The organism is Paenibacillus suaedae (assembly GCF_032337355.1).
GTDB lineage: Bacteria > Bacillota > Bacilli > Paenibacillales > Paenibacillaceae > Paenibacillus_B > Paenibacillus_B suaedae.
In genome coordinates this window covers 185,375-205,910 of sequence record NZ_JAVYAA010000006.1, presented here as the reverse complement: position 1 = coordinate 205,910, position 20,536 = coordinate 185,375, and the positions used below count along the sequence as shown (strand labels likewise).

Here is a 20,536-nt window from a genome sequence, read left to right as displayed (position 1 = left end):
AATGCACTCAACGCAAGACAGACAAGGGTAAGGAGATACAAAGTAGATGAATGTACTTATTGCAGACGATGAGCCGCATATGTTGAAAATTTTAGCGGCTTATTTTGATAAAGAGGGCTTTCGAACTTTTACGGCGGAGAACGGGCATCAAGCGCTTGAGATCTATTACAACCAACCGCTGGACTTGGCAGTGCTCGATTGGATGATGCCGCAGATGAGCGGGATTGAGTTGTGTCGAGAAATCAAATCGAATTCGAAGTTAAAGGTGCTCATGCTAACGGCCAAGGGAGAGCATGAAGATGAGCTGACAGCTCTTGATTCTGGAGCGGATGAGTATATGCGGAAGCCGTTCGATCCTCGGGTTTTGCTGGTGAGGGCGAAGAAGCTGCTGAACATGCAGGCACAATATCTATTCGGGGATATCCAGGTAGATATGGAAGGACAGAAGATTAGCAAGCGTGGAATTGATCTGCGAGTTACGAAGAAGGAATTTCAATTGATGAAGTTTTTTATTCTGAATAAGGGGCAGGTCTTAACGCGCAAAGCGCTGCTTGATCATGTATGGGGCTATGATTACTTCGGCGAGGAACGTACGGTAGATACGCATATACGCCGCTTGCGGGAGAAGATCGGCGAGGAGTGGATACGGACGCACCGTGGTATGGGCTACAGCTTCGAGCATCCGAATAGCCATGAATAAGCTTAGTCGCAAGCTGTTTGTGCAAATTGCACTTATTCTTGTCGTAGTGTTCGGACTCTCGTATTGTGTGAATACGTTCTTTATGCCGAATTATTTTGTCCATCAGAAGCGTGCTGCGTTGACGGAAGCGGTGGAGAGGTTGCTCAGCATAGAGTCGAAGCAGCTCCTTGAAGAAGTTCAGCGGGTGGCGGATGATTACCACTTCACAATCGTTCATACCCCCTACGACCATGACATTGACCGCTTGAATTGGACATTGCGTGAACAATTTACGCGGGAGCGGATTGCGATGAGCAAATTCTGGCTTACGGAAGAGAGCCTTGCAGAGCTAATGCGCGGTGGGATAGTTACGAAGTCGTATCAGCAGGAGAAGTTGAAGTCGAGCGTTCTCGTTACGTTTGTCATGAAAGAAGGAATGATTCTCGCTGTAGGCGAATCGGTGGCCAATTCAGGCGAGACGATACGTATCGTCAATCAGTTCAATTCGATTATTGCGGTAGGTGCGCTCACTCTAGCCCTCCTGCTCACTGCTTGGTTCTCCAAGCGAACGGTGAAGCCAATTGAGCAGCTTAAGAATACGGCGGAGGATATCGCCGAACGACGATACCGGACAGTGGACATCCGAACAGGAGATGAGATTGAGGAGCTTGCACACAGCATTAATACGATGAGTGATAAGCTGAAGCAAGCGCATCTGGAGCTGGAGGAGAAGAACCGGAACTTGCGTGTCCTTATTCGTGACATCTCACATGAACTGAAGACACCGCTTGCCGTGATCAAGGCATATTCCGCAGGGGTGAAGGATGGTCTGGATGACGGCACCTACATGGATGTCATACAGTCGCAAACGGATGATATGTCCGAGCTCGTTACGAAGCTGTTGGAATGGTCTCGCTTGCAGACGGAAGAGCTGAACATTGAAAATGTTCATGTCGTTAATCTTCTTGAACAAGTCATTGCGAAATATGAGCTACCTCTGCAGCAGCATTCGATTGAGTTGACCTTAAATGATCAGAATGCGGAAAGCTTTTGCGTCCAGGCTGATAGGGTCAAGCTTGAAATGGTGCTGAACAATCTCGTATCGAACGCAATGAAATATACGACGAATCGGAAAATTCAGATTGATCTTACGAACAAGGATGATGCGTTAGTGCTGTTCATTCGGAATGGATGTACATTCTCCATGACTGAAGAGCAGCTGAAGCAATTGTGGGAGCCGTTCTTCGTTGCTGAGAGCTCGCGGAACAAGCAGCTTAGTGGTGCAGGGCTTGGTCTGGCTATTGTGAAGGGGATCCTGCAGAAGCACAAGGCGGCTTATGGCGTGCGACTGCACAATGGAGATATCGAATTTCATATTGCGCTTCCTCTATGCAAGCAGGGGGAGCAGATGTAAAACTGCCTTTCAAGTAGTGTTTTCAATATACTGCTGAAAGGCAGTTTTTTTGTATGTAAGCAATAAATTTCGTGCTCTCGTTATTAGATGATCATGTTCACGCAGACTGGTTTTCTTGATGGCTATTTTCATTTTGTCATATTGGCGTAACATTGATCTCCTATGATTGGGTTGAGGTGAGATCATGAAGGACAAGAAGTGGAGCAAGCATGCGATTCGTGTGTCTCTGATTGTGTTGCTTCTGCTTGCAGGAACATTATTTTATGGCATAAAGCTGGAACCGAACAGCTTAAGTGTGACGAGGCAGATGATACTAAATCGGTATATCCCTCCAAGTTTTCATGGGATGAAGATTGTACATTTTTCCGATGTTCATTTGGGGGATCATTTCAATGATGTTCAGCTGCTTGAACTTGTTGATCGGATTAATCAAGAACATCCAGATATTATTGTGTTTACGGGAGATATGGTTGACAATTTCAATGCGTATGGAAATCGGAGAGACTGTTCCCAGCGAATACTAGGACAGCTGCAAGCAACATTAGGCAAGTATGCCGTATTCGGCAATCATGATCGCGGTGGAGGAGGCAGCCGGATTTATCAGTCTTATATGGAGGAAGCAGGCTTCACTGTACTCGTGAACGATACCAAGCAAATTCATCTCCCGAATCATGATGAATATATCACCATTAGCGGGCTTGATGATTTCTTGTTAGGTTCGCCCAATATACATGGAACGCTAAAAGACTTAGAACCTGACAACTTCAATTTACTCGTCGTGCATGAGCCGGATGTTGCCGATCAAGTTATCGATTATCCGATCGACTTGCAATTATCAGGCCACAGTCACGGGGGTCAAGTTCAATTGCCGTGGTATGGCACAATATATACGCCGCCTTTAGCGAAGAAGTATGTTGAGGGGTTGTACGCAATTAAGGGAACAACTACCCTGAATAAGCAGATGCAACTCTATGTCAATCGAGGCATCGGGACGACAGAACTGCCTGTCCGCTTTCTAAGCAAGCCGGAAATTACGGTTCATACATTGATGCGTTCGTGAGAACTCTTCACAGCAATGCTTGGAGAACAGATAGGGCTCTAATTTATCCATTTGCATCCCGATGAAGGGACACGAGCGTATGGAAATTGGCAAACACGTGCAATTGGCTGCTAGATTCGTTACACTTACATTTGCAAGTATGTAGAATGCGAATCAGATATGGGTAATCTACGATAGATATAAGGGGAGAACGGAACGATGCAGCCTATTCGCGTGCTTGTCGCCGACGACGAGCGAGAGATTCGAGATTTATTGAAGAAGTACTTAGAGCGGGAATTATACACGGTAGATACAGCAGCTCACGGTGAAGAAGCGCTGCGATTGTTCGAGCAGCATAAGTATAATCTTATCATTCTCGACTTAATGATGCCTTACATAGATGGAGTAGAGGTGTGCCGTCGTATTCGGGAGAGAAGCAATGTGCCCATTTTGATGCTGACGGCGAAGGACGAAGAGATGGACAAGATTGTAGGTCTGGGTATCGGTGCTGATGATTATATGACGAAGCCCTTCAGCATACATGAACTGGTTGCAAGGAGCAAGGCATTGCTGAGAAGATTCATGATCCTAGGCAGCGAAGCCGGTAGCCTTGCAGAAGAAGGTTCAGCAACCATGCGATTTAAGGGATTAATAATTGATGTTAAAAAATATGTAGTTACCCGCAATGGGCAAGAAGTAAATCTGACCGCCAAGGAATTTGAGTTGTTGAGATTGTTCGCTTCTCATCCTGAGCAGGTATTTACGAAGACGCAGATTTTTAGACAGGTGTGGGGATCAGAATACATTGAGGACGATAATACAGTTATGGTTCATATTCGTAAGCTTCGGCTGAAAATTGAAACAGACCCATCTGAACCGAAGCTGATTCAGACGGTGTGGGGCATTGGCTATAAGTTTACAGGTGAACGCGATGAGGCATGACAAAAACAGTCTAATGCTGGTTATTTTATTAATGGGATTAACTATATGGTTCGTCATCGATAGTATGACAATACAGCCTCTAGGTATATACAGGTGGGGGCTGTTTGCTGTGTTGTTTACCGTTGCTGCGCTGCTGCTCTACAGACGTGTTCGGTTTATAGCGGAGGTTAGGAGCCATGCTGCCGCCGTGAAGCGTGCTGTTCGCGGCAATGTCAATACGAGACTGCTGGCGAATGAATCTGAGGCGTATGATGAGATGCTCTTTTCGATTAATGAATTAATTGAGCAGATGGAGAAGCTTCAAGTGAATGCAATTCGATCCGATGCTGCCCGTAAGAGGCTTCTCGCTAATATCTCGCATGATATACGAACACCGCTTACTTCGATTATCGGTTATGTCGATGCATTGCAGGATGAACATATCTCTTCAGAGCAAGAGAGGGATGAGTGTGTTGCGATTATTTCAGCGAAAGCACAAGCGCTTAAGGAATTGATCGACCATATCTTCCAGATGGCGAAGCTGGATGCGGATGAAGTCGAGATGAGATGGGAGTCATTAGATGCTGCGGAGCTGCTGAGGGAAGCGTTGATTTCATTTCTGCCAGAGTTGAAAAAGAACGGTATGGATCTAGCGGTTCAGATTCCTGAGGAGTCCTGTATGGTTGCAATGGATCGCTATGGGTACATCCGAATTTTGAACAACCTGATCAAGAATGCGATACAGTATGGCAAGGATGGTCAGGTATTAGGGGTGGAACTAGAGCGGAATGGGGCGAACATTGCCATTACGATATGGGATAAAGGGCCGGGAATTCCAGTGGACGAGTTAACGAAGGTATTCGAGCGAACCTACCGCTCCGAACGATCACGGAGTCTGCTTCATGGCGGTAGCGGGCTAGGATTAGCAATTACGAAGGCGTTTGTCGATAAGCTTGGCGGCCACATCTCCGTGTTAAGCGAGCCGCATGTCCGAACTGCCTTTATCGTCAATATTCCCATTCGAAAGACATTGCCACCAGTTAAGAGATAGTTAAGAACTCATTAAGCAGCATTTAAAATCAACCCCTTACGATAATAGTAGACTTACTCAGGAGGTGCTGCATGAGCACGATCATACGTACGACCCGGCTCACGAAGCAGTATGGGGAACAGATTGCTGTTCATGATCTGAACATGAATGTGAAGCAAGGCGAGATATACGGCTTTCTTGGTCGCAATGGCGCTGGCAAAACAACGACTATCCGCATGCTGCTTGGATTAATCAAGCCTACAGAAGGGGAAATTGAACTATTCGGGCAGCAATTGAACGCTAAGCCTAGAGAAATCCTGTCCCGAATCGGTTCGATGGTGGAGCATCCCGGATTCTATGAGAATTTAACGGCATATGAGAATTTGCTCATTAATGCGAAGCTGATGGGCGTATACAAACGAAATGCGTTGGAGGAAGCACTAGAAACGGTGGGGCTGCAGGAAGAGACGAAGAAGCTGGTAGGTCAATATTCGATGGGGATGAAGCAGCGTCTCGGGATTGCCAGAGCGATCCTGCATCATCCAGAGCTGCTTATTCTTGATGAGCCAACGAATGGCCTTGATCCGATTGGCATTAAGGAGATGCGCAAGCTCATTAAATCTTTAGCGGTAGAACGCAACATCACTGTGCTAATATCCAGTCATATTTTATCCGAGGTTGAGCAGCTTGCCGACCAGCTTGGAATTATCCATGAGGGGAAGCTGCTTGAGGAAATTTCAATTGGAGAGCTGCATAAACGAAATCGCAGATATATCGAGTTCCGTGTGTCCAATGACAATAAGGCAGCGATGCTGCTCGAGTCGCGAGCGGGCGTCCATGATTATGAAATCCATGGTGACGGATTGATACGTGTATATTCACGGATTGGAGAACAGAACAAGCTGAATAAGATGTTTGTTCAGAACGATATTGATGTGTTCAAAATGACACTCCACGAGGACACGCTTGAAGATTATTTCGTAAAGCGGATTGGTGGTGGTACGATTGGTTAATTTGCTCTATACCGAGTTATTGAAGCTGAAACGATCGAAGATGTTTCTCGTGAGTATAATTGGGGCGTCTGCCGCACCAATTATGATGTTCATCGCATACTTGAGCCAGATGAAGCGTGAGCCAGAGAAAGTAATCCCTTTCGAAATTTCATTTTATAACACGAATCTGAATGTGATGCTGCTGCTTGGAGTACTGTTGTATGGTGTTATTACTGCATATTTATTCAATCGAGAATTTGTGGAGGATACACTCAAGAACCTGCTTACAATCCCGGTATCAAGAGTTGCTCTAATCGCGAGCAAAATGCTTATGCTGCTCATATGGATACTTCTATTGACGATGGTGGCATGGGTGCTTACATTGGGATTCGGATTTTTTATCAAATCAGACGGGGTAAGTGCCACGGTACTGGTGTCTTCATTGGGTGACTATGTACTAGGTGCTGTCCTTATGTTCCTGTTGTCCACACCGACGATTTGGGTAACCTTCTTATTCAAAAATTATGTGCCGACCATCATGTTCACAGCGGTGATCACGTTAGGGAATGTTACCGTGATCAGTTCCGATTACAAGGCGATTTTCCCTTGGTCAGCTGCACATGTAATTGTGACACAAAGTTATGTAGCGGATTATCCGCCTCTATACTCGTTTATTGCGGTCGGTATCACTTCGCTATTCGGCTTAGTAGCAAGCGTTCTGTATTTCAACAGAATGGATATTAAATGAAGTGAAATATATAGGAAGTTAATTGAAGCAGATCGACCTCCGGGTCGGTCTATTTTACGTTCTCTACCAAACAACATGGCGGACGCGTAGAGAATGAGGATCAAAGCAATCAGGAATACAGCTACAACCTTTAGCAAGTGTTTTATGATGATGATCTTCCTTCAAGAGGCAATATGAATGAGATGGGGAATAGGTAGGCATTGCAAAAATAAAATTTCTTATTTCCGTAGCGGATCATTCTTTTGCATGGTTATGCACATTGCTGCTTGAAGAGACAAAAAGGAGTGAGGTTCGGCATGGAACTGACTCTGTTTTTCTGTGATTATGTTGAACATCACTGTCACAATGGCTCGAAACCGCGCGGTTGCCCGGGAAATGAGAGTACAAGCACGGGAAATGAGTATGGATTGCTGGGGAATTTCCATCGAGTAAGGAAACTTCCTTATCGGGTTGGTTTCTCCATCTGGATACTGGCGATGACCAGAATGGGATCGTAGTGCTTCTGTGGAATGTAAGGTAAGAAAAAACAAAAAATCATTGATCTGAATATTGATCCATATCTAATATATGAGGTGAAACAATCAATAGAAAGCCACATGGGAGGGAGCATGAATGGATCTGAGCTACTCGATTTATGGAACAGGCGAGCCGATTGTGCTGATTCACAGCGGAGGCGTCGATTCAAGGGCATGGGGGGAGCTAGTACCACTTCTCGCAACAACTCACCAGGTCGTTACCTTTGATGCTCGTGGTACGGGGCGATCGCCCGCACCGCAAGTACCGTTCAACCTTGTCGAGGATTTACGTCAACTGCTGGACGACCTGAAGCTGGAACAGGTGACCCTAGTTGGGCATTCTATAGGCGGAGAATTGGCTACTAACTTTACATTAACCTTCCCGGATAGAGTCGCTCGACTGATCGCTGTTGCTCCATCCTTGACAGGTTTCATCTTCTCAGAGACGTATCGGGGCTGGATTCAGCAATTGAATTCACTCGCTCCGGATGTGGGCAAGATGATACAGTTTTCATTGGAGGGGCCAATTTATCGAACGGTCATGGCTAGCGGTCAGCGTGATATCTTTATTGATATGCACACCCAATACTTTACGCGTGTCTTCACAGAGTGGCGCAGCTTTGAGGTGATATGGCCTCAGCCACCTGCGATCGAACAGTTGGAGGAAATCGCGGTTCCTACCTTGTTTATGTACGGGACAGTGGAGTGGGACGATATGCGCATGATCGCGGAGGAGTTCAAGCGGATACCACGTATTGCTTTCGTCGAAATAGAGGGTGCAGACCACATGCTCCCATTGACGCATCCTCAAGAAATGGCCTCGCACATTCTATCTTTTTTGGCAGCAGGGGATGAATCGTAGGGTACAAACTCCGTGACATTTCACGAATCAGCGGCAGTCAGACACGACTCTGGTGTCTTGTACTGCCGCTATATCTGTATCTATATCTGTATCTGGTCGATATCTTAACGTTCCAGTGTAACTCATAATCATACTATGCAAGTTAACCAATGATCATTAAATCGTGATCGTGCGATGTGGTTTGCTATAATGCGATGTTCCGCCACCACCGACGATCACTCTTCCGCCTCTCGGAAACACCAATCGCTTGTTTATCCCGCCTGACAGTATTACCTCAACTTTAGCCCGGTTTGCAGTTGCAATGTAAATAACATACCCACTTCTTGAAATTTCCGTTCTCCAATTCCGATCAAACTCAGATCGCAGTACCCGGTTTGAATACACCTGATTTACCACATCAGATGATCTCGATGTTCGTAGCGCTTTAGATTTGCTCATCGGATGTTTCCCTCCGTCTATTCAAAATGAATTGACATGAATCACTTCTAGTAATCACTTCTAGTAATCACTTCCAATTATTATATGCTTGTTCATATCCGATGTTTGGATTGTGTATGTGGTAATCAAAAAATGTGCTGATTTGACTCCAATGTCATGGTTAAATAAAAAAAAGTTGAGATTGGAGAGATCGCCATCCCGTCGCTGAAAAGGGGAATATTCGAATTTTTTTATCATGTATTTCTCTACAATTCCAAAATAAATGATCTCCAATATTCGTCTGAGGTGTGGTACGATAGTAATGTTTTGTGCCAATAGTCGACATGAAATTTGATAGAGAAAGCGTCATAAAATGGACCTTGCCATTTCTCTTAAAATTGTATATGATTCTATAGCGAACTATATATAGTTGGTTTAATGCGATACATACACTATATATTGTGACAGCAATTGGAATCGAGCGGCGCCACGCGCCAGATTCTAAGACATGCCTATTCAGAGATTGAGAGATTAAAGCGACAGCATAAACGCAATTAGGGTACGCAACGTGTCGATCGCTTTGATCCTTGTTTTTGAATGAGCATTTTTTGTTCGTTCCATTTGCAAACTAGTCGAACAACGGAGGGGTCACGTGCTTATCGCTTACGATTCGAAGACGGGTAACGTGAAACGATTCGTCGATAAATTGGATTTGGAGTGTGTTCGTGTCACGCCTGACACCAAGCTTAATGAACCCTTTATCCTGATTACGTACACGACCGGGTTCGGACAAGTTCCACAGTCCACGCAAGAGTTTCTGGAAGAACACAGTCATTTGCTCCAAGGTGTCGCGGCCAGCGGCAACATGAACTGGGGCACTCGGTATGGGCTTGCAGCTGACCATATTTCCAGAGAATACTCCGTCCCCGTACTGATGAAGTTTGAACTCAGCGGGACAAAACGAGATGTAGACAACTTTATTCGGGAGGTCCATGACTTTGATACCAAAATGGATACAGCTTAACAATGAAATCATGGTTCAGAAGGACGGTAAATTTCAATTTGGCAAGGATCACGACGCAGCAAAGAGCTACTTCGTTGATTATGTCAATCAAAATACAGTGTTTTTCCATAACCTTGAAGAGAAGATTCATTATTTGATCGAAAATGATTACTATGAGAAAGAGATTTTCGACCAATATGAATTTAAAGATATTAAGAAATTGTACGAGTTCCTGTACTCGAAGAAATTCCGCTTCCCATCCTTCATGAGCGCGTTCAAGTTTTATAATAACTACGCGATGAAGACGAATGATGATACGAAGTTCTTGGAACGTTATGAAGACAGACTGGCGGTTGTATCCTTGTTCTTAGCGAGCGGAGATATGAACAAAGCATTCGAATATGCAGATCTGTTGATTGCACAAGAGTATCAGCCAGCAACGCCAACCTTCCTGAATGCAGGGAAGAAGCGCAGAGGAGAGCTCGTCAGCTGCTTCCTGCTCGAAGTGAACGATTCCATGAACTCGATCGGATTTGCGATCAACTCCGCACTTCAGTTAAGTAAAATTGGCGGCGGTGTGAGTTTGAACTTGAGCAAGATTCGCGGTGCAGGCGAGCAGATCAAAGGGCTAGACGGTAAAGCAAGCGGCGTACTCCCCGTTATGAAATTGTTTGAGGATGCTTTCTCCTACGCAAACCAATTGGGACAGCGTGACGGAAGCGGCGTTGTATACTTGAACGTATTCCATGCTGACATCCATGAATTCCTGGATACGAAGAAAATCAACAGTGATGAGAAAATCCGCATTAAGACTTTGTCGCTCGGCGTCGTTGCTCCGAACAAGTTCTTCGAGCTTGTTGAGCAGGATAAAGACATGTACTTGTTCTATCCGCACACGGTATTCCAAGCATATGGCAAGCATTTGGATGATATGGATCTCTCCGAAATGTATGATGAGCTCGTAGACAATCCGAAAGTCCGCAAAAAGAAAATTGTCGCTCGCGACCTAGTTTTGAAAATTGCACAGATTCAGATGGAATCTGGTTACCCATATATCATGTTCGTAGATAACACGAATGAATATCATGCCCTGAAAGAAATCGGTAAGGTTAAATTCTCCAACCTGTGCAGTGAGATCGCACAGCTTAGTGAAGTGTCCACAATTAACGATTACGGCATTGAGGATGAGATTAACCGCGATATTTCCTGTAACTTGGGTTCACTTAACATTGTTAACGTCATGAAGAATAAGCGGATGCGTGATACGGTTCATCGTTCTATGGACGCACTGACAGAAGTATCTGACCGCAGCAATATCAGTATCGTTCCATCCGTAGCGAAGGCGAACCGTGAGCTTCATTCGGTAGGCCTTGGTGCAATGAACTTGCACGGTTACTTGGCGAAGAACAAGATTGCATATGAGTCCATGGAAGCAAGAGACTTCGTGCGTGCGTTCTTCATGATGCTGAACTTCTATTCCTTGGAACGTTCCATGCTGATTGCGAAAGAGCGCGGCGTGACGTTCACGGACTTTGACAAGAGTGAATATGCGAGCGGCGCATATTTCGATAGATACTTGAACACGGACTTCACTCCGAAGACAGATCGCGTGAAGGAATTGTTCGAAGGTCACACGATGCCTACATTGGAAGACTGGGCTCGCTTGAAAGAGCAAGTGATGGAGCATGGCTTGTACCATGCATACCGTCTGGCGATCGCACCTACAGGCTCTATCTCGTACTTGCAGTCGTCTACAGCTTCGATCGCGCCAATTACTCAGCGCATCGAGGAGCGTGAGTACGGAGATTCCAAGACGATCTATCCAATGCCTTACATTAACGATGAGAACTACTTCTATTACAAAGAAGCATATGACATGGATATGTTCAACCTGATTGACTTGGTTGCGGATGTTCAAGTTCATATTGACCAAGCGATCTCAACGGTACTGTTTGTTAAGGATGATCTGACGACTCGTGATCTTGCAAAATATTATATTTACGCACAGAAGAAGGGGCTTAAGACGCTCTACTATACACGTACGAAGAAGAAAACAATCGATGAATGTGTAAGCTGCGTTGTCTAATTGAGCGCAACCTGCATTAAATGAGAGTTCAAAAAGGATGGTTTTCAGCACCGAGCACTGTGTATATTACTTCGTGATCTAAAGCGGTCTTTTTGAATTACCTCTAGAAGGAGATTCGTAGATGAGAAACTTTGAAGCTGTTAACTGGAACAGACCTGAATCGGATTATATGGAAATGCTGTGGACGCAAAATACGTCCCAATTCTGGCTTGATACGGAGATTCCAATCTCGAAAGACTTGAAGTCTTGGACGAAAATGTCCGATGATGAGAAACTTGCCTATATGCATGTGCTTGGCGGCTTGACCTTGCTGGATACAGAACAAGGGAACGTGGGAATGCCGGTTATTGCGCAGCATGTAGAAGGGAAGCAGAAGAAGGCAATTCTGATCTTCCAAGCGGCAATGGAAGAAATTCATGCGAAGAGCTACAGCACCATCTTTACGACGGTTGCTAGCACAGCAATGATTGATGAGACATTCGATTGGGTAAAAGACAATAAGCACTTGCAGAAGAAGACAGCAATCATTGACGGCCTATATAAGGGTATTCAAGACAACGATCCAATCAGCTTGTACAAAGCGATGGTAGCATCGGTATTCTTGGAGAGCTTCCTGTTCTATTCCGGCTTCTTCTATCCACTGTATTTGGCTGGACAAGGCAAGATGGTAGCAAGCGGTGAGATCATTAAGCTGATCATCCGCGACGAGAGCGTCCATGGCGTGTTCGTAGGCTTGCTTGCACAGGAAATTTACAATAAGCAAAGTGCGGACGTGCAGCGTGAGTTGTCCCAATTCGTGAACAAGCTGATGCTTGAATTGTACGAGAACGAGCTTGAATACACTGAGCAGCTATATGATGCAATTGGACTTACACATGAAGTGAAGAAGTACATTCGTTACAACGGCAACAAAGCGCTCATGAACTTGGGCTTTGAGCAATACTTCCCAGAAGAAGATGTTAACCCCGTTGTCTTGAACGGTATCCGTACCGAAACAAGTACACATGACTTCTTCTCCACGAAGGGAAGCGGGTATCAAAAGGGCAAGGTAGAGCCTTTGCAAGACAAAGACTTTACAATGCTGAACGATCGTGTCAAACAATCCGATATCTTTGCATAAGATGATAAGGATTGCTAGGAATGATGCAAGAACAACTGAGTGGGAACGCTCAGTTGTTTTTGTATTGTCGTGTCATAAGAGCGGAATACTTAATGTACCGGCTGCATGTATATCCATACTAGGGGAACACCCGTATATTCATGAATCAATTTTCACTGCTTTAGTTTGATGAGATAATTCGGACAGATGATTTTCATACATAAAGGACGGGCTTTCATGAAAAAAAGAATTACGGATATTGCTATCATTATCGCAGGCGCTTTCATTTTTGCATTAGCAGTTAACTTGTTTGTCATCCCCAATGATTTCGGTGAGGGCGGGGTAACAGGGGTTACCATTATTCTCTACTATCTGTTCGAATGGTCACCAGGGTTGATGAACTTGATCTTAAATGCGGTATTGCTTGTCGTTGGCTACAAATTCTTGGATAAGAAAACGACGATCTATACCATCATTGCAGTTGTGTTCAACTCATTATTCCTGCATTTGACGGAGAGCTGGCGGATTGCATCCAATGAGCTCATGATCAATGCGATTTTTGGCGGTATTTTCGCAGGTGTCGGGATCGGTCTTATCATCCGAGTCGGGGGCACAACAGCAGGCTCGACGATTTTGGCTCGCATTATGAACAAGTATTTGGATTGGAATGTAAGTTACGCATTATTGTTCTTCGACCTCATTGTGGCATTCGCGTCGTTCTTCATCATTGGACCGCAAGGCTTGATGCTAACTATTGCGATGCTGTATGTAGGGACGAAGGTGATGGATTTCATTATCGAAGGATTGAATCCGAAGAAGGCGGTTACGATTATTTCCGTGGAGCATGATCGGATCGCGGAGCAAGTGAATGTCGTCATGGATCGTGGAGTGACGGTACTGGAAGGACATGGTTATTATACAAAGGATCGGAAGCAAGTACTGTACATTGTTATTAGTAAGCAGGAAGTATCAACCTTGAAGAAAATCGTCCGAGCAACAGATAAGGATGCATTTATTACGATTCATGATGTTAGGGATGTGTTCGGAGAAGGCTTTATTGATATTACGAAATAACCAGGCTTCAACAACCAAATATGGCGTGTCTGCCACTTGGATTCCGCGCCACATCTAACTGTGAAAAAGTTAGGTGTGGCGCGGAATGTTTTCGCTAACACTTTTCTGCCAAAATGTGCGATAATACGAATTGTACAACTAGAATATGGGAGGGCACAACAATGGTACAACCGTGGTTTGAGAAAGCGAAGCTTGGGATTTTCATTCATTATGGCATTTATGCGGTCGATGGGATTTCAGAATCCTGGTCTTTCTATAATGGAAGAGTGTCGTATGAAGACTACATGAAGCAGCTCGATGGATTTACGGCAAGCAAGTTCGATGCAGACAAGTGGGCAGACCTCTTCGAGAAGTCTGGCGCGAAATATGCAGTTCTGACAACGAAGCATCATGATGGCGTTGCATTGTGGGATACGAAGTACAGTGACTTGAACGTTGTGAAGAAGACGCCTGCCAAGCGTGATCTTATCAAAGAGTATGCCAAGGCGCTTACAGATCGCGGTATTAAGCTTGGTATGTACTATTCCTTGATAGACTGGTCACATCCAGATTATGCAAGTGTGTACGAAGGCGGGAAGGTGCCTGAGGATTTGAGCAAGGTGAACCGCTTCTGCAGTCCGACGGATGGTGTACAGGATGAAGAGGCATGGCAGCGCTTCCTCGAATTCAATAACAATCAATTGCGTGAATTGCTTACTGACTACGGCAAGGTGGATCTGCTGTGGTTCGACGGGGACTGGGAGCGCAGCGCAGAACAGTGGAATTTGCCAGCGTTCAAGGATTACCTGCTGTCGTTCAACCCTGAGCTTATCATTAACTCCAGGCTTCAAGGGCATGGGGACTACAAGACTCCGGAACAGGGCTTGCCAATTACAAGACCAGTAGGGCCATGGGAGTTCTGCACAACCATTAATAGCTCTTGGGGCTACCAACACGATGATGATTATTATAAAACATTGAATCAAATTATCCGAATGTTCTGTGACTGCATTACGATGGGCGGGAATATGCTGTTGGATGTAGGGCCAATGGAGGACGGGACAATTCCGCAGCGTCAGGAAGAGACACTCATTGGTCTGGGCAACTGGATTCGGACGCATGAAGAGGCTATTTATGAGACGGATGAAGGCATTCATACTCGTTATTACTTGGGCGGCAGTACCGTGTCCAAGGATCGTCAGACGTTATATTTGTTCGTATATGATGATCCGAAAGAAAGCGTTTGCTTAAAAGGTCTCTCGAATAAAATTAAAAAGATTACGGTGCTTCATTCTGGCAAGGAATTAACTTATGAAATTCAAGGCGGCGTGCCGTGGTTCAATATTCCGGGTACAACATGGATACATATGACGCCGGAAGATGCGCATGAGAATGTAACGGTATTGAAGATTGAACTGGAAGGCGAACTGGATATGTACGGCGGTTCCGGTGCCGTGGTTACACACAACTAGGGAGTTGCAATCATAGAGAACACAACGTAGAGAGGAAGACGACAGCATGAGCAGCAACAAGCTGATTTTAGCGGGTTATGCAGGTGATCCTGTACTACCGAATGTTACAGCAGAAGATGCGAAGAAACTAACTCATTTGAACGTGGCATTTGGTCATGTGAAGAACGACCGCATTACGATTGATCATTTGCAGAATTTGTCTCAATTGCAAGTATTGAAGTCTTACAACCCTGAGCTGCTCATTCTACTGTCTGTGGGCGGATGGAGTGCAGGCGGGTTCTCTGAGGCTGCGTCGACAGCTGAAGGAAGACGACTGTTCGCAGAGTCTGCAGTGCGGGTCTTAGAGACAGCACCGTTCGATGGCATCGACCTTGACTGGGAGTACCCGTGCTATTCGGAAGCAGGAATAGCGTCCAGCCCGAATGACAAGCAGAACTTCACCTTGCTTCTCAAGGAACTGCGCGAGGTGCTTGACGCCCAGGGGCACGCAGACGGAAGATACTATCTGCTGACGATTGCAGCAGGGGCAGACCAATACTATATCGATGGTACGGAAATGGATGTGATCCATTCGTATTTGGACTTCATTCAGCTCATGACATACGATATGCGCGGCGGCTTCCAAACCTTGACGGGGCATCACACGAACTTGTACACATCGACTGGCGACTTGTTCCGCATTAGCATAGATGCATCTGTACGGTTATTCGCTGCTGCAGGAGTGCCTAGAGAGAAGATTGTCATCGGTGCTGCCTTCTATTCAAGAATGTGGAAGGATGTGCCGAATACGAATAATGGCTACTTGCAAATGGCGCCTGGATCGGGAGGGTATGGACCTGATTATACGAAGCTGGTTGCGGAATATATCGACAAGAATGGATTCGTTCGTCATTGGGATGAGGAAGCAAAATCTCCATACTTGTACGACGGACATAGCTTTATTACGTATGACGATCCAGAATCCTTAACGCACAAGTGCAAGTATGTGAGGGAGCAGGGAATTGCTGGCGTTATGTTCTGGGAATATAGCTGCGACCATACGCATACGTTGCTGGATGCCATGTACCGTGCCTACACAAGCTAATTAGGGATGTAAAATAGAGAATCCCCTGCATACGTCAGCGAAGCGCTGAGACATGCAGGGGATTTGTGATTAGTGGATATCGTTCTTCTGGAAGTTGCCGCCGAGTACATCCGATACACTTTCGATCGCGATGAACGCCTTGCTGTCAATCTCTTGGACAACAGACTTCAGCTTCGCTAGCTCCAGACGGGTAACGACACAATAGATAATTTGGGTATCTTCCTTGCTGTAACCGCCTCTGCCGTAGATGAAGGTCGTGCTTCGACCCAAGCGGCTCTGAATTGCTTCTGAGACTTCCTCATATTCCTGCGATATGATGGTTACCGACTTCGACTCATTCAAGCCCTCAACGACGATATCCATCACCTTCGAAGCAATATAGAAAGTAAAGATGGAGTACATGGCTGAATCCCAGCCGAATGCGAATCCAGCTATGATAAAGATGAATACGTTGATAATGAGAATAATTTGACCAACTGGCACCCGAGTCTTCTTGGACACGAGAATGGCTACGATTTCAGTACCATCTAGTGATCCGCCAAAGCGAAGAACGAGACCAACACCGAGACCGAGAATAAAGCCACCGAACAGAACTGCCAATATTTTCTCATTTGTAAATGCTTCTGCTGAATGCAGCATAAATGTCGTTCCGGACATGACTATGATTCCGTATAAGGTGGAAAATGCAAATGTTTTTCCGATTTGTTTGTATCCGATAATGAGAAACGGAAGGTTAATAAGGAAGATGAACAGACCTAGCGGCAGGCCCGTTAGCTTGGATACCACGATCGAAATACCGGTTATCCCACCATCAATCACACTGTTAGGTACGAGGAATAATTCCAACGCTACCCCCATTAGAATTGCACCAGACGTGATGAAGATGAATCTCTTCAAGATGTCTAGAACGGACATTTTCTTATGAACTCTAGCCATGCAACAAATCCTCTCTGTCTATAGGTTAGTACTAACTTTACGTATGTATATCATATCATTTTCATGAAACATGAACAATAAAGCGACCAAGGTCATGAAAATAACAGTCATAAAATGCAAAACTCAGCGCGAACTGGTAGAGCATGTATATATCGTTTGGAGTAAGAAAAGGATAAGATAGCGGCAATTATTTCATGCAAGCGGAATGGGTTCAGATGTGCCTCAAGGATGAGGAATTGTCATAAAGGAGAACAACATGTATCTGCAACTTCTCTGGTTAGTGCTTTTGCTGCTCCAACGGCCAACCGTATCGGAACCAATCATGATTGGACATCATGGCCAACAAATTGCATCTGCTCACCGTGCGGATTATTTACTTCCTGGTGCTGCTATTGTGAACGAGCAACAATTAGACAAGCTGATGAAAGCGATAGATCGCCAAGTAGCCATTGCTCCGATTAATGCAGCATTGAATGGTTATGGTGGGATTATTCCCGAGAAAAATGGGATGAGGCTGGATCGAGAATCATTTATCGAGCAGTTTTATAAATACATCGTCAACAGCGGTTCGATGAGGATAGAGGTGCCGATGCAGATTGTCTATCCAAAAGTAGACAGTGAACTCCTATCGCATATTCGTGAGAAGGAAATTGGTCATTACACAACCTTCTATAATACGAACAATAAAAACCGTTCTATGAATATAAAGCTTGCTGCAGAGGCGATTAACAATCACGTCCTATTTCCAGGAGAGACGTTCTCCTTTAATGAAGTTGTTGGGCAGCGCACGCAAGAGAGAGGGTATGTGCGTGCGCCTATCATCGTGAAGGGGGAATTGTCAGAAGGAATAGGGGGCGGCATATGTCAGATATCATCCACCCTGTTCAACGCTGTCGACCGCGCAGGGCTACATATTGTGAAGCGCTACTCTCACTCTAGGAATGTAACCTATGTGCCGCCTGGTCGTGATGCAACGGTAAGCTGGAATGGACCCGACTTTACCTTCCATAATCTTTACAATCAACCGATATTGATCCGAGCCTTTGCCAACGGGGGAAGCGTACATATTGGTGTTTACTCATCGGAAGAGATTCGCTACAAGCAACGTGATGTACCTGGTGCTTCGAAGGAACTGCCTGAAGAAGTGAAGGATATCGATGTGGACAAGGAAGAATAATGCAGGTGAGGGTGCGATAATCAACAATAAGACGGTTGCTCCTCTCGATGGAAGAGCAACCGTCTTATTGTTGCGAATAATGCGTGTACCGCTTGCCGCGGTAGAATACGGATACCGCGATAAGAATCAGACTGGTGAAGATTAGAATGAGAAAGGAGGCTTGATAGCTTCCGCCGATGTCGTAAAAGACTCCGGAAACCAAGGGGAGTAATCCGCCTATCAAATATCCGCCGAACTGAATCATGGCCGTCCATAGACTTGCGTCGCGCGAAGTGCTTGTTACATCGAGAGGCAGGATTAACGCAATCGAGAACAGGCCGCCCGCTCCAATCCCCATCACTGCTGCCGACAGAAATGGATTCACCTCGGCAGGAAAATAAGAAAGCGCGCTGCACCCTGCCAGACTGCATATGGAAAAGGCTAACAGCCATGACTTGCGAGAAGTGGTACGATTCAACATAAGCGGCGTCACCAAGCCTGCGATCATCTGCATGATCGAATATACTGTTACTAGCGTCCCTGCAGTTGCCGCATCCATCCCAATCTCCTGAGCACGGGGGGCAAGCCAGGTAGCAGCGGTGTAGTAGATGCCGGATTGCAGTCCAAAAATAATGAGGAACAGCCATGCTTGCTTATTATTCCACGGAAGCTTGCTCGATTGCTTGCGAGACGATGCGTCGTGATGGTCAGTTGACGCATGCTTTCGAATAATCGGCCACCACGCAAGTATCCCGATAACCGCGAAAATGGACCAGATGCCAAGCGCCGTGCTCCATGATCCGTGTGCGGCACGCTCAATCGGTATCGCGAAGGCGGAGCTGATCGAAGCGCCGATGCCCATGCCGGTTAAATAGACGCCGACTATCGATGAGGCGTGAGCAGGGAAATGATGCTTGATGAAACCAGAGATCAGCGGACCGGCAACCGCAATCCCGATACCGGCAAGCAATGCGGTAAGCAAGAGCAGGAAGGAGGTGACGGCGAAGAAGCGAGCGGCCGTCGCGATGCCGATTAGTCCGATGCACATGGTGATCGCTCTTTCCATTCCCAATCGATCGCTCAAGCTGGCCGCCATAGGAGCGAATATTCCCATGCAGAACAGTGGTATGGACGTTAGCAGGCTGACCGATATCCCGTTCATTCCCAAATCTCTCTGAATGTCTTCCAGCAGCGGGGAAATGGACGTAATCGCGGCTCGCAAATTTGTAGATACGAGAAACAATGATAGAATCAATAAAATGGTATACCCCGTACTGCGTTTGTTGGGAAGCGAATAATCAATCGCTCGCAGTTCGGATTTCATAACATTCACCCCAATCAGTCTATTTATCTAATTTATATTTATCTAATTTGAGTTCTTATCGCGCAATGGACTGTTTCACCTTTATTTTTATGAATTATACCAGATATTTTCTTCACTCATGATTGTTACGTCGAAAAAAGAAAAAGAAGATTGAATTTTTTTTATTTTCTGTGTTTAATATATATTAAATCAATTAAACATTAGAGGGTGTTGTCATGGGGAATTTCAAGTTGAACGATGCTCAGCAGTCCTTGATCGAGGATTTCGGAACGTATATCGAATCATCAGGGGGTGCGCGCTCACTCGGGAAAATATGGGGCTATCTGCTGCTAGCAGGAGAACCGCGTTCGCTTGATCAAATGGTGCTGGACTTGCAGATTAGTAAAGGCACAGCATCCTTATCTGTCCGTCAAGGGGTTCAAGTGTCCTTATTTCGCAAAGTAGGTATCCCTGGAAGCAAACGGGATTACTACGAAGTGCATCCGGATGCTTGGACGTCAATTTTGCATACGAGCATTGCGCAAGGGGGAATGATGGGGAATTACGTGAGGCGGGCGAAGTCCATCGCATCGGATGAACAAGCAAAAATGAAAATGGATGAAAGCATCGAGTTTTTTGATTTTGTCGTCCACCAAATGAAACAAATTCTAGTTCAGTGGCAGGAACAACGTCAACATAAGGACAGTCATAACTAGGGGGAGACAAC

At 45.5% G+C, this 20,536-nt stretch carries 19 protein-coding genes; 16 read left to right on the top strand and 3 right to left on the bottom strand.

The window, feature by feature from the left end; genetic code table 11:
* The first annotated feature begins 46 nt into the window (after positions 1-46).
* The 8 genes from RQP50_RS22290 (at position 47) to RQP50_RS22255 (ending at position 8,200) form a co-directional block, all read left to right on the top strand.
* Positions 47-700: a response regulator transcription factor gene (locus tag RQP50_RS22290; protein ID WP_072729950.1), complete on the top strand. Its 654-nt coding sequence runs from the start codon at positions 47-49 to the stop codon at positions 698-700.
* On the top strand, positions 693-2,093 hold the full coding sequence (locus tag RQP50_RS22285) for a sensor histidine kinase (RefSeq protein ID WP_315746792.1): 1,401 nt from the start codon (positions 693-695) through the stop codon (positions 2,091-2,093). Before RQP50_RS22290 ends, RQP50_RS22285 begins: the two co-directional genes overlap by 8 nt.
* A 184-nt stretch (positions 2,094-2,277) precedes the next feature.
* Positions 2,278-3,153 (top strand): metallophosphoesterase, encoded by an 876-nt coding sequence (locus tag RQP50_RS22280; protein WP_315746791.1) that lies wholly within the window; start codon positions 2,278-2,280, stop codon positions 3,151-3,153.
* A 198-nt stretch (positions 3,154-3,351) separates the two neighbouring features.
* Positions 3,352-4,074, top strand: coding sequence for a response regulator transcription factor (locus tag RQP50_RS22275; RefSeq protein WP_315746790.1), 723 nt, complete (start codon positions 3,352-3,354; stop codon positions 4,072-4,074).
* A gap of 109 nt (positions 4,075-4,183) precedes the next feature.
* Complete coding sequence (locus RQP50_RS22270; protein WP_315746789.1) at positions 4,184-5,104, top strand: sensor histidine kinase; 921 nt, start codon at positions 4,184-4,186, stop codon at positions 5,102-5,104.
* 71 nt (positions 5,105-5,175) lie between these two features.
* Positions 5,176-6,096, top strand: a complete 921-nt coding sequence (locus tag RQP50_RS22265) for an ABC transporter ATP-binding protein (protein ID WP_072729954.1) — start codon at positions 5,176-5,178, stop codon at positions 6,094-6,096.
* Positions 6,089-6,823: an ABC transporter permease gene (locus tag RQP50_RS22260; RefSeq protein ID WP_072729955.1), complete on the top strand. Its 735-nt coding sequence runs from the start codon at positions 6,089-6,091 to the stop codon at positions 6,821-6,823. Before RQP50_RS22265 ends, RQP50_RS22260 begins: the two co-directional genes overlap by 8 nt.
* A 612-nt stretch (positions 6,824-7,435) precedes the next feature.
* On the top strand, positions 7,436-8,200 hold the full coding sequence (locus RQP50_RS22255; RefSeq protein WP_315746788.1) for an alpha/beta fold hydrolase: 765 nt from the start codon (positions 7,436-7,438) through the stop codon (positions 8,198-8,200).
* Between the two features lie 156 nt (positions 8,201-8,356).
* Here the strand turns inward: RQP50_RS22255 and RQP50_RS22250 are convergent, their stop codons facing one another.
* Positions 8,357-8,638 (bottom strand): hypothetical protein, encoded by a 282-nt coding sequence (locus RQP50_RS22250; RefSeq protein WP_021253640.1) that lies wholly within the window; start codon positions 8,636-8,638, stop codon positions 8,357-8,359.
* Positions 8,639-9,269: 631 nt separating this feature from the next.
* On the opposite strand from RQP50_RS22250, the gene nrdI reads away from it, so the two are divergent.
* The 6 genes from nrdI (at position 9,270) to RQP50_RS22220 (ending at position 16,414) form a co-directional block, all read left to right on the top strand.
* Positions 9,270-9,641 (top strand): class Ib ribonucleoside-diphosphate reductase assembly flavoprotein NrdI, encoded by a 372-nt coding sequence (gene nrdI / locus RQP50_RS22245; RefSeq protein WP_021253639.1) that lies wholly within the window; start codon positions 9,270-9,272, stop codon positions 9,639-9,641.
* A complete protein-coding gene (gene nrdE / locus RQP50_RS22240) occupies positions 9,610-11,706 on the top strand; it encodes a class 1b ribonucleoside-diphosphate reductase subunit alpha (RefSeq protein WP_072729958.1) in 2,097 nt (698 codons plus the stop codon). Before nrdI ends, nrdE begins: the two co-directional genes overlap by 32 nt.
* Positions 11,707-11,827: 121 nt before the next feature.
* Positions 11,828-12,826: a class 1b ribonucleoside-diphosphate reductase subunit beta gene (gene nrdF, locus RQP50_RS22235; protein ID WP_021260297.1), complete on the top strand. Its 999-nt coding sequence runs from the start codon at positions 11,828-11,830 to the stop codon at positions 12,824-12,826.
* A 216-nt stretch (positions 12,827-13,042) separates the two neighbouring features.
* Positions 13,043-13,879, top strand: a complete 837-nt coding sequence (locus tag RQP50_RS22230; protein WP_065291164.1) for a YitT family protein — start codon at positions 13,043-13,045, stop codon at positions 13,877-13,879.
* A 161-nt stretch (positions 13,880-14,040) separates the two neighbouring features.
* Entirely contained in the window at positions 14,041-15,330 is a 1,290-nt protein-coding gene (locus RQP50_RS22225; protein ID WP_072729959.1) for an alpha-L-fucosidase, read from the top strand.
* Positions 15,331-15,376: 46 nt separating this feature from the next.
* Positions 15,377-16,414, top strand: coding sequence for a glycoside hydrolase family 18 protein (locus tag RQP50_RS22220; protein WP_315746787.1), 1,038 nt, complete (start codon positions 15,377-15,379; stop codon positions 16,412-16,414).
* A 69-nt stretch (positions 16,415-16,483) separates the two neighbouring features.
* Here the strand turns inward: RQP50_RS22220 and RQP50_RS22215 are convergent, their stop codons facing one another.
* Positions 16,484-17,350, bottom strand: coding sequence for a YitT family protein (locus RQP50_RS22215; RefSeq protein WP_072729961.1), 867 nt, complete (start codon positions 17,348-17,350; stop codon positions 16,484-16,486).
* Between the two features lie 256 nt (positions 17,351-17,606).
* Here RQP50_RS22215 and RQP50_RS22210 point away from each other — a divergent pair, with 256 nt between their 5' ends.
* Entirely contained in the window at positions 17,607-18,527 is a 921-nt protein-coding gene (locus tag RQP50_RS22210) for a VanW family protein (protein ID WP_072729962.1), read from the top strand.
* A 64-nt stretch (positions 18,528-18,591) separates the two neighbouring features.
* Here RQP50_RS22210 and RQP50_RS22205 read toward each other — a convergent pair whose 3' ends face one another.
* A complete protein-coding gene (locus RQP50_RS22205) occupies positions 18,592-19,830 on the bottom strand; it encodes an MFS transporter (protein ID WP_315746786.1) in 1,239 nt (412 codons plus the stop codon).
* 215 nt (positions 19,831-20,045) lie between these two features.
* On the opposite strand from RQP50_RS22205, the gene RQP50_RS22200 reads away from it, so the two are divergent.
* Positions 20,046-20,525, top strand: a complete 480-nt coding sequence (locus RQP50_RS22200; RefSeq protein WP_315746785.1) for a GbsR/MarR family transcriptional regulator — start codon at positions 20,046-20,048, stop codon at positions 20,523-20,525.
* Positions 20,526-20,536 lie beyond the last annotated feature (11 nt).

Excerpts from the sequence above, each read along its gene's own strand:
- RQP50_RS22230 (WP_065291164.1), top strand. The coding sequence starts at position 13,043 with ATGAAAAAAAGAATTACGGATATTGCTATCATTATCGCAGGCGCTTTC.
- RQP50_RS22280 (WP_315746791.1), top strand. The coding sequence starts at position 2,278 with ATGAAGGACAAGAAGTGGAGCAAGCATGCGATTCGTGTGTCTCTGATT.
- RQP50_RS22285 (WP_315746792.1), top strand. The coding sequence starts at position 693 with ATGAATAAGCTTAGTCGCAAGCTGTTTGTGCAAATTGCACTTATTCTT.
- nrdE (WP_072729958.1), top strand. The coding sequence starts at position 9,610 with ATGACTTTGATACCAAAATGGATACAGCTTAACAATGAAATCATGGTT.
- RQP50_RS22290 (WP_072729950.1), top strand. The coding sequence starts at position 47 with ATGAATGTACTTATTGCAGACGATGAGCCGCATATGTTGAAAATTTTA.
- nrdF (WP_021260297.1), top strand. The coding sequence starts at position 11,828 with ATGAGAAACTTTGAAGCTGTTAACTGGAACAGACCTGAATCGGATTAT.
- RQP50_RS22265 (WP_072729954.1), top strand. The coding sequence starts at position 5,176 with ATGAGCACGATCATACGTACGACCCGGCTCACGAAGCAGTATGGGGAA.
- RQP50_RS22210 (WP_072729962.1), top strand. The coding sequence starts at position 17,607 with ATGTATCTGCAACTTCTCTGGTTAGTGCTTTTGCTGCTCCAACGGCCA.
- RQP50_RS22205 (WP_315746786.1), bottom strand. The coding sequence starts at position 19,830 with ATGAAATCCGAACTGCGAGCGATTGATTATTCGCTTCCCAACAAACGC.
- RQP50_RS22275 (WP_315746790.1), top strand. The coding sequence starts at position 3,352 with ATGCAGCCTATTCGCGTGCTTGTCGCCGACGACGAGCGAGAGATTCGA.
- RQP50_RS22215 (WP_072729961.1), bottom strand. The coding sequence starts at position 17,350 with ATGGCTAGAGTTCATAAGAAAATGTCCGTTCTAGACATCTTGAAGAGA.
- RQP50_RS22250 (WP_021253640.1), bottom strand. The coding sequence starts at position 8,638 with ATGAGCAAATCTAAAGCGCTACGAACATCGAGATCATCTGATGTGGTA.
- RQP50_RS22200 (WP_315746785.1), top strand. The coding sequence starts at position 20,046 with ATGGGGAATTTCAAGTTGAACGATGCTCAGCAGTCCTTGATCGAGGAT.
- RQP50_RS22255 (WP_315746788.1), top strand. The coding sequence starts at position 7,436 with ATGGATCTGAGCTACTCGATTTATGGAACAGGCGAGCCGATTGTGCTG.
- RQP50_RS22220 (WP_315746787.1), top strand. The coding sequence starts at position 15,377 with ATGAGCAGCAACAAGCTGATTTTAGCGGGTTATGCAGGTGATCCTGTA.
- RQP50_RS22225 (WP_072729959.1), top strand. The coding sequence starts at position 14,041 with ATGGTACAACCGTGGTTTGAGAAAGCGAAGCTTGGGATTTTCATTCAT.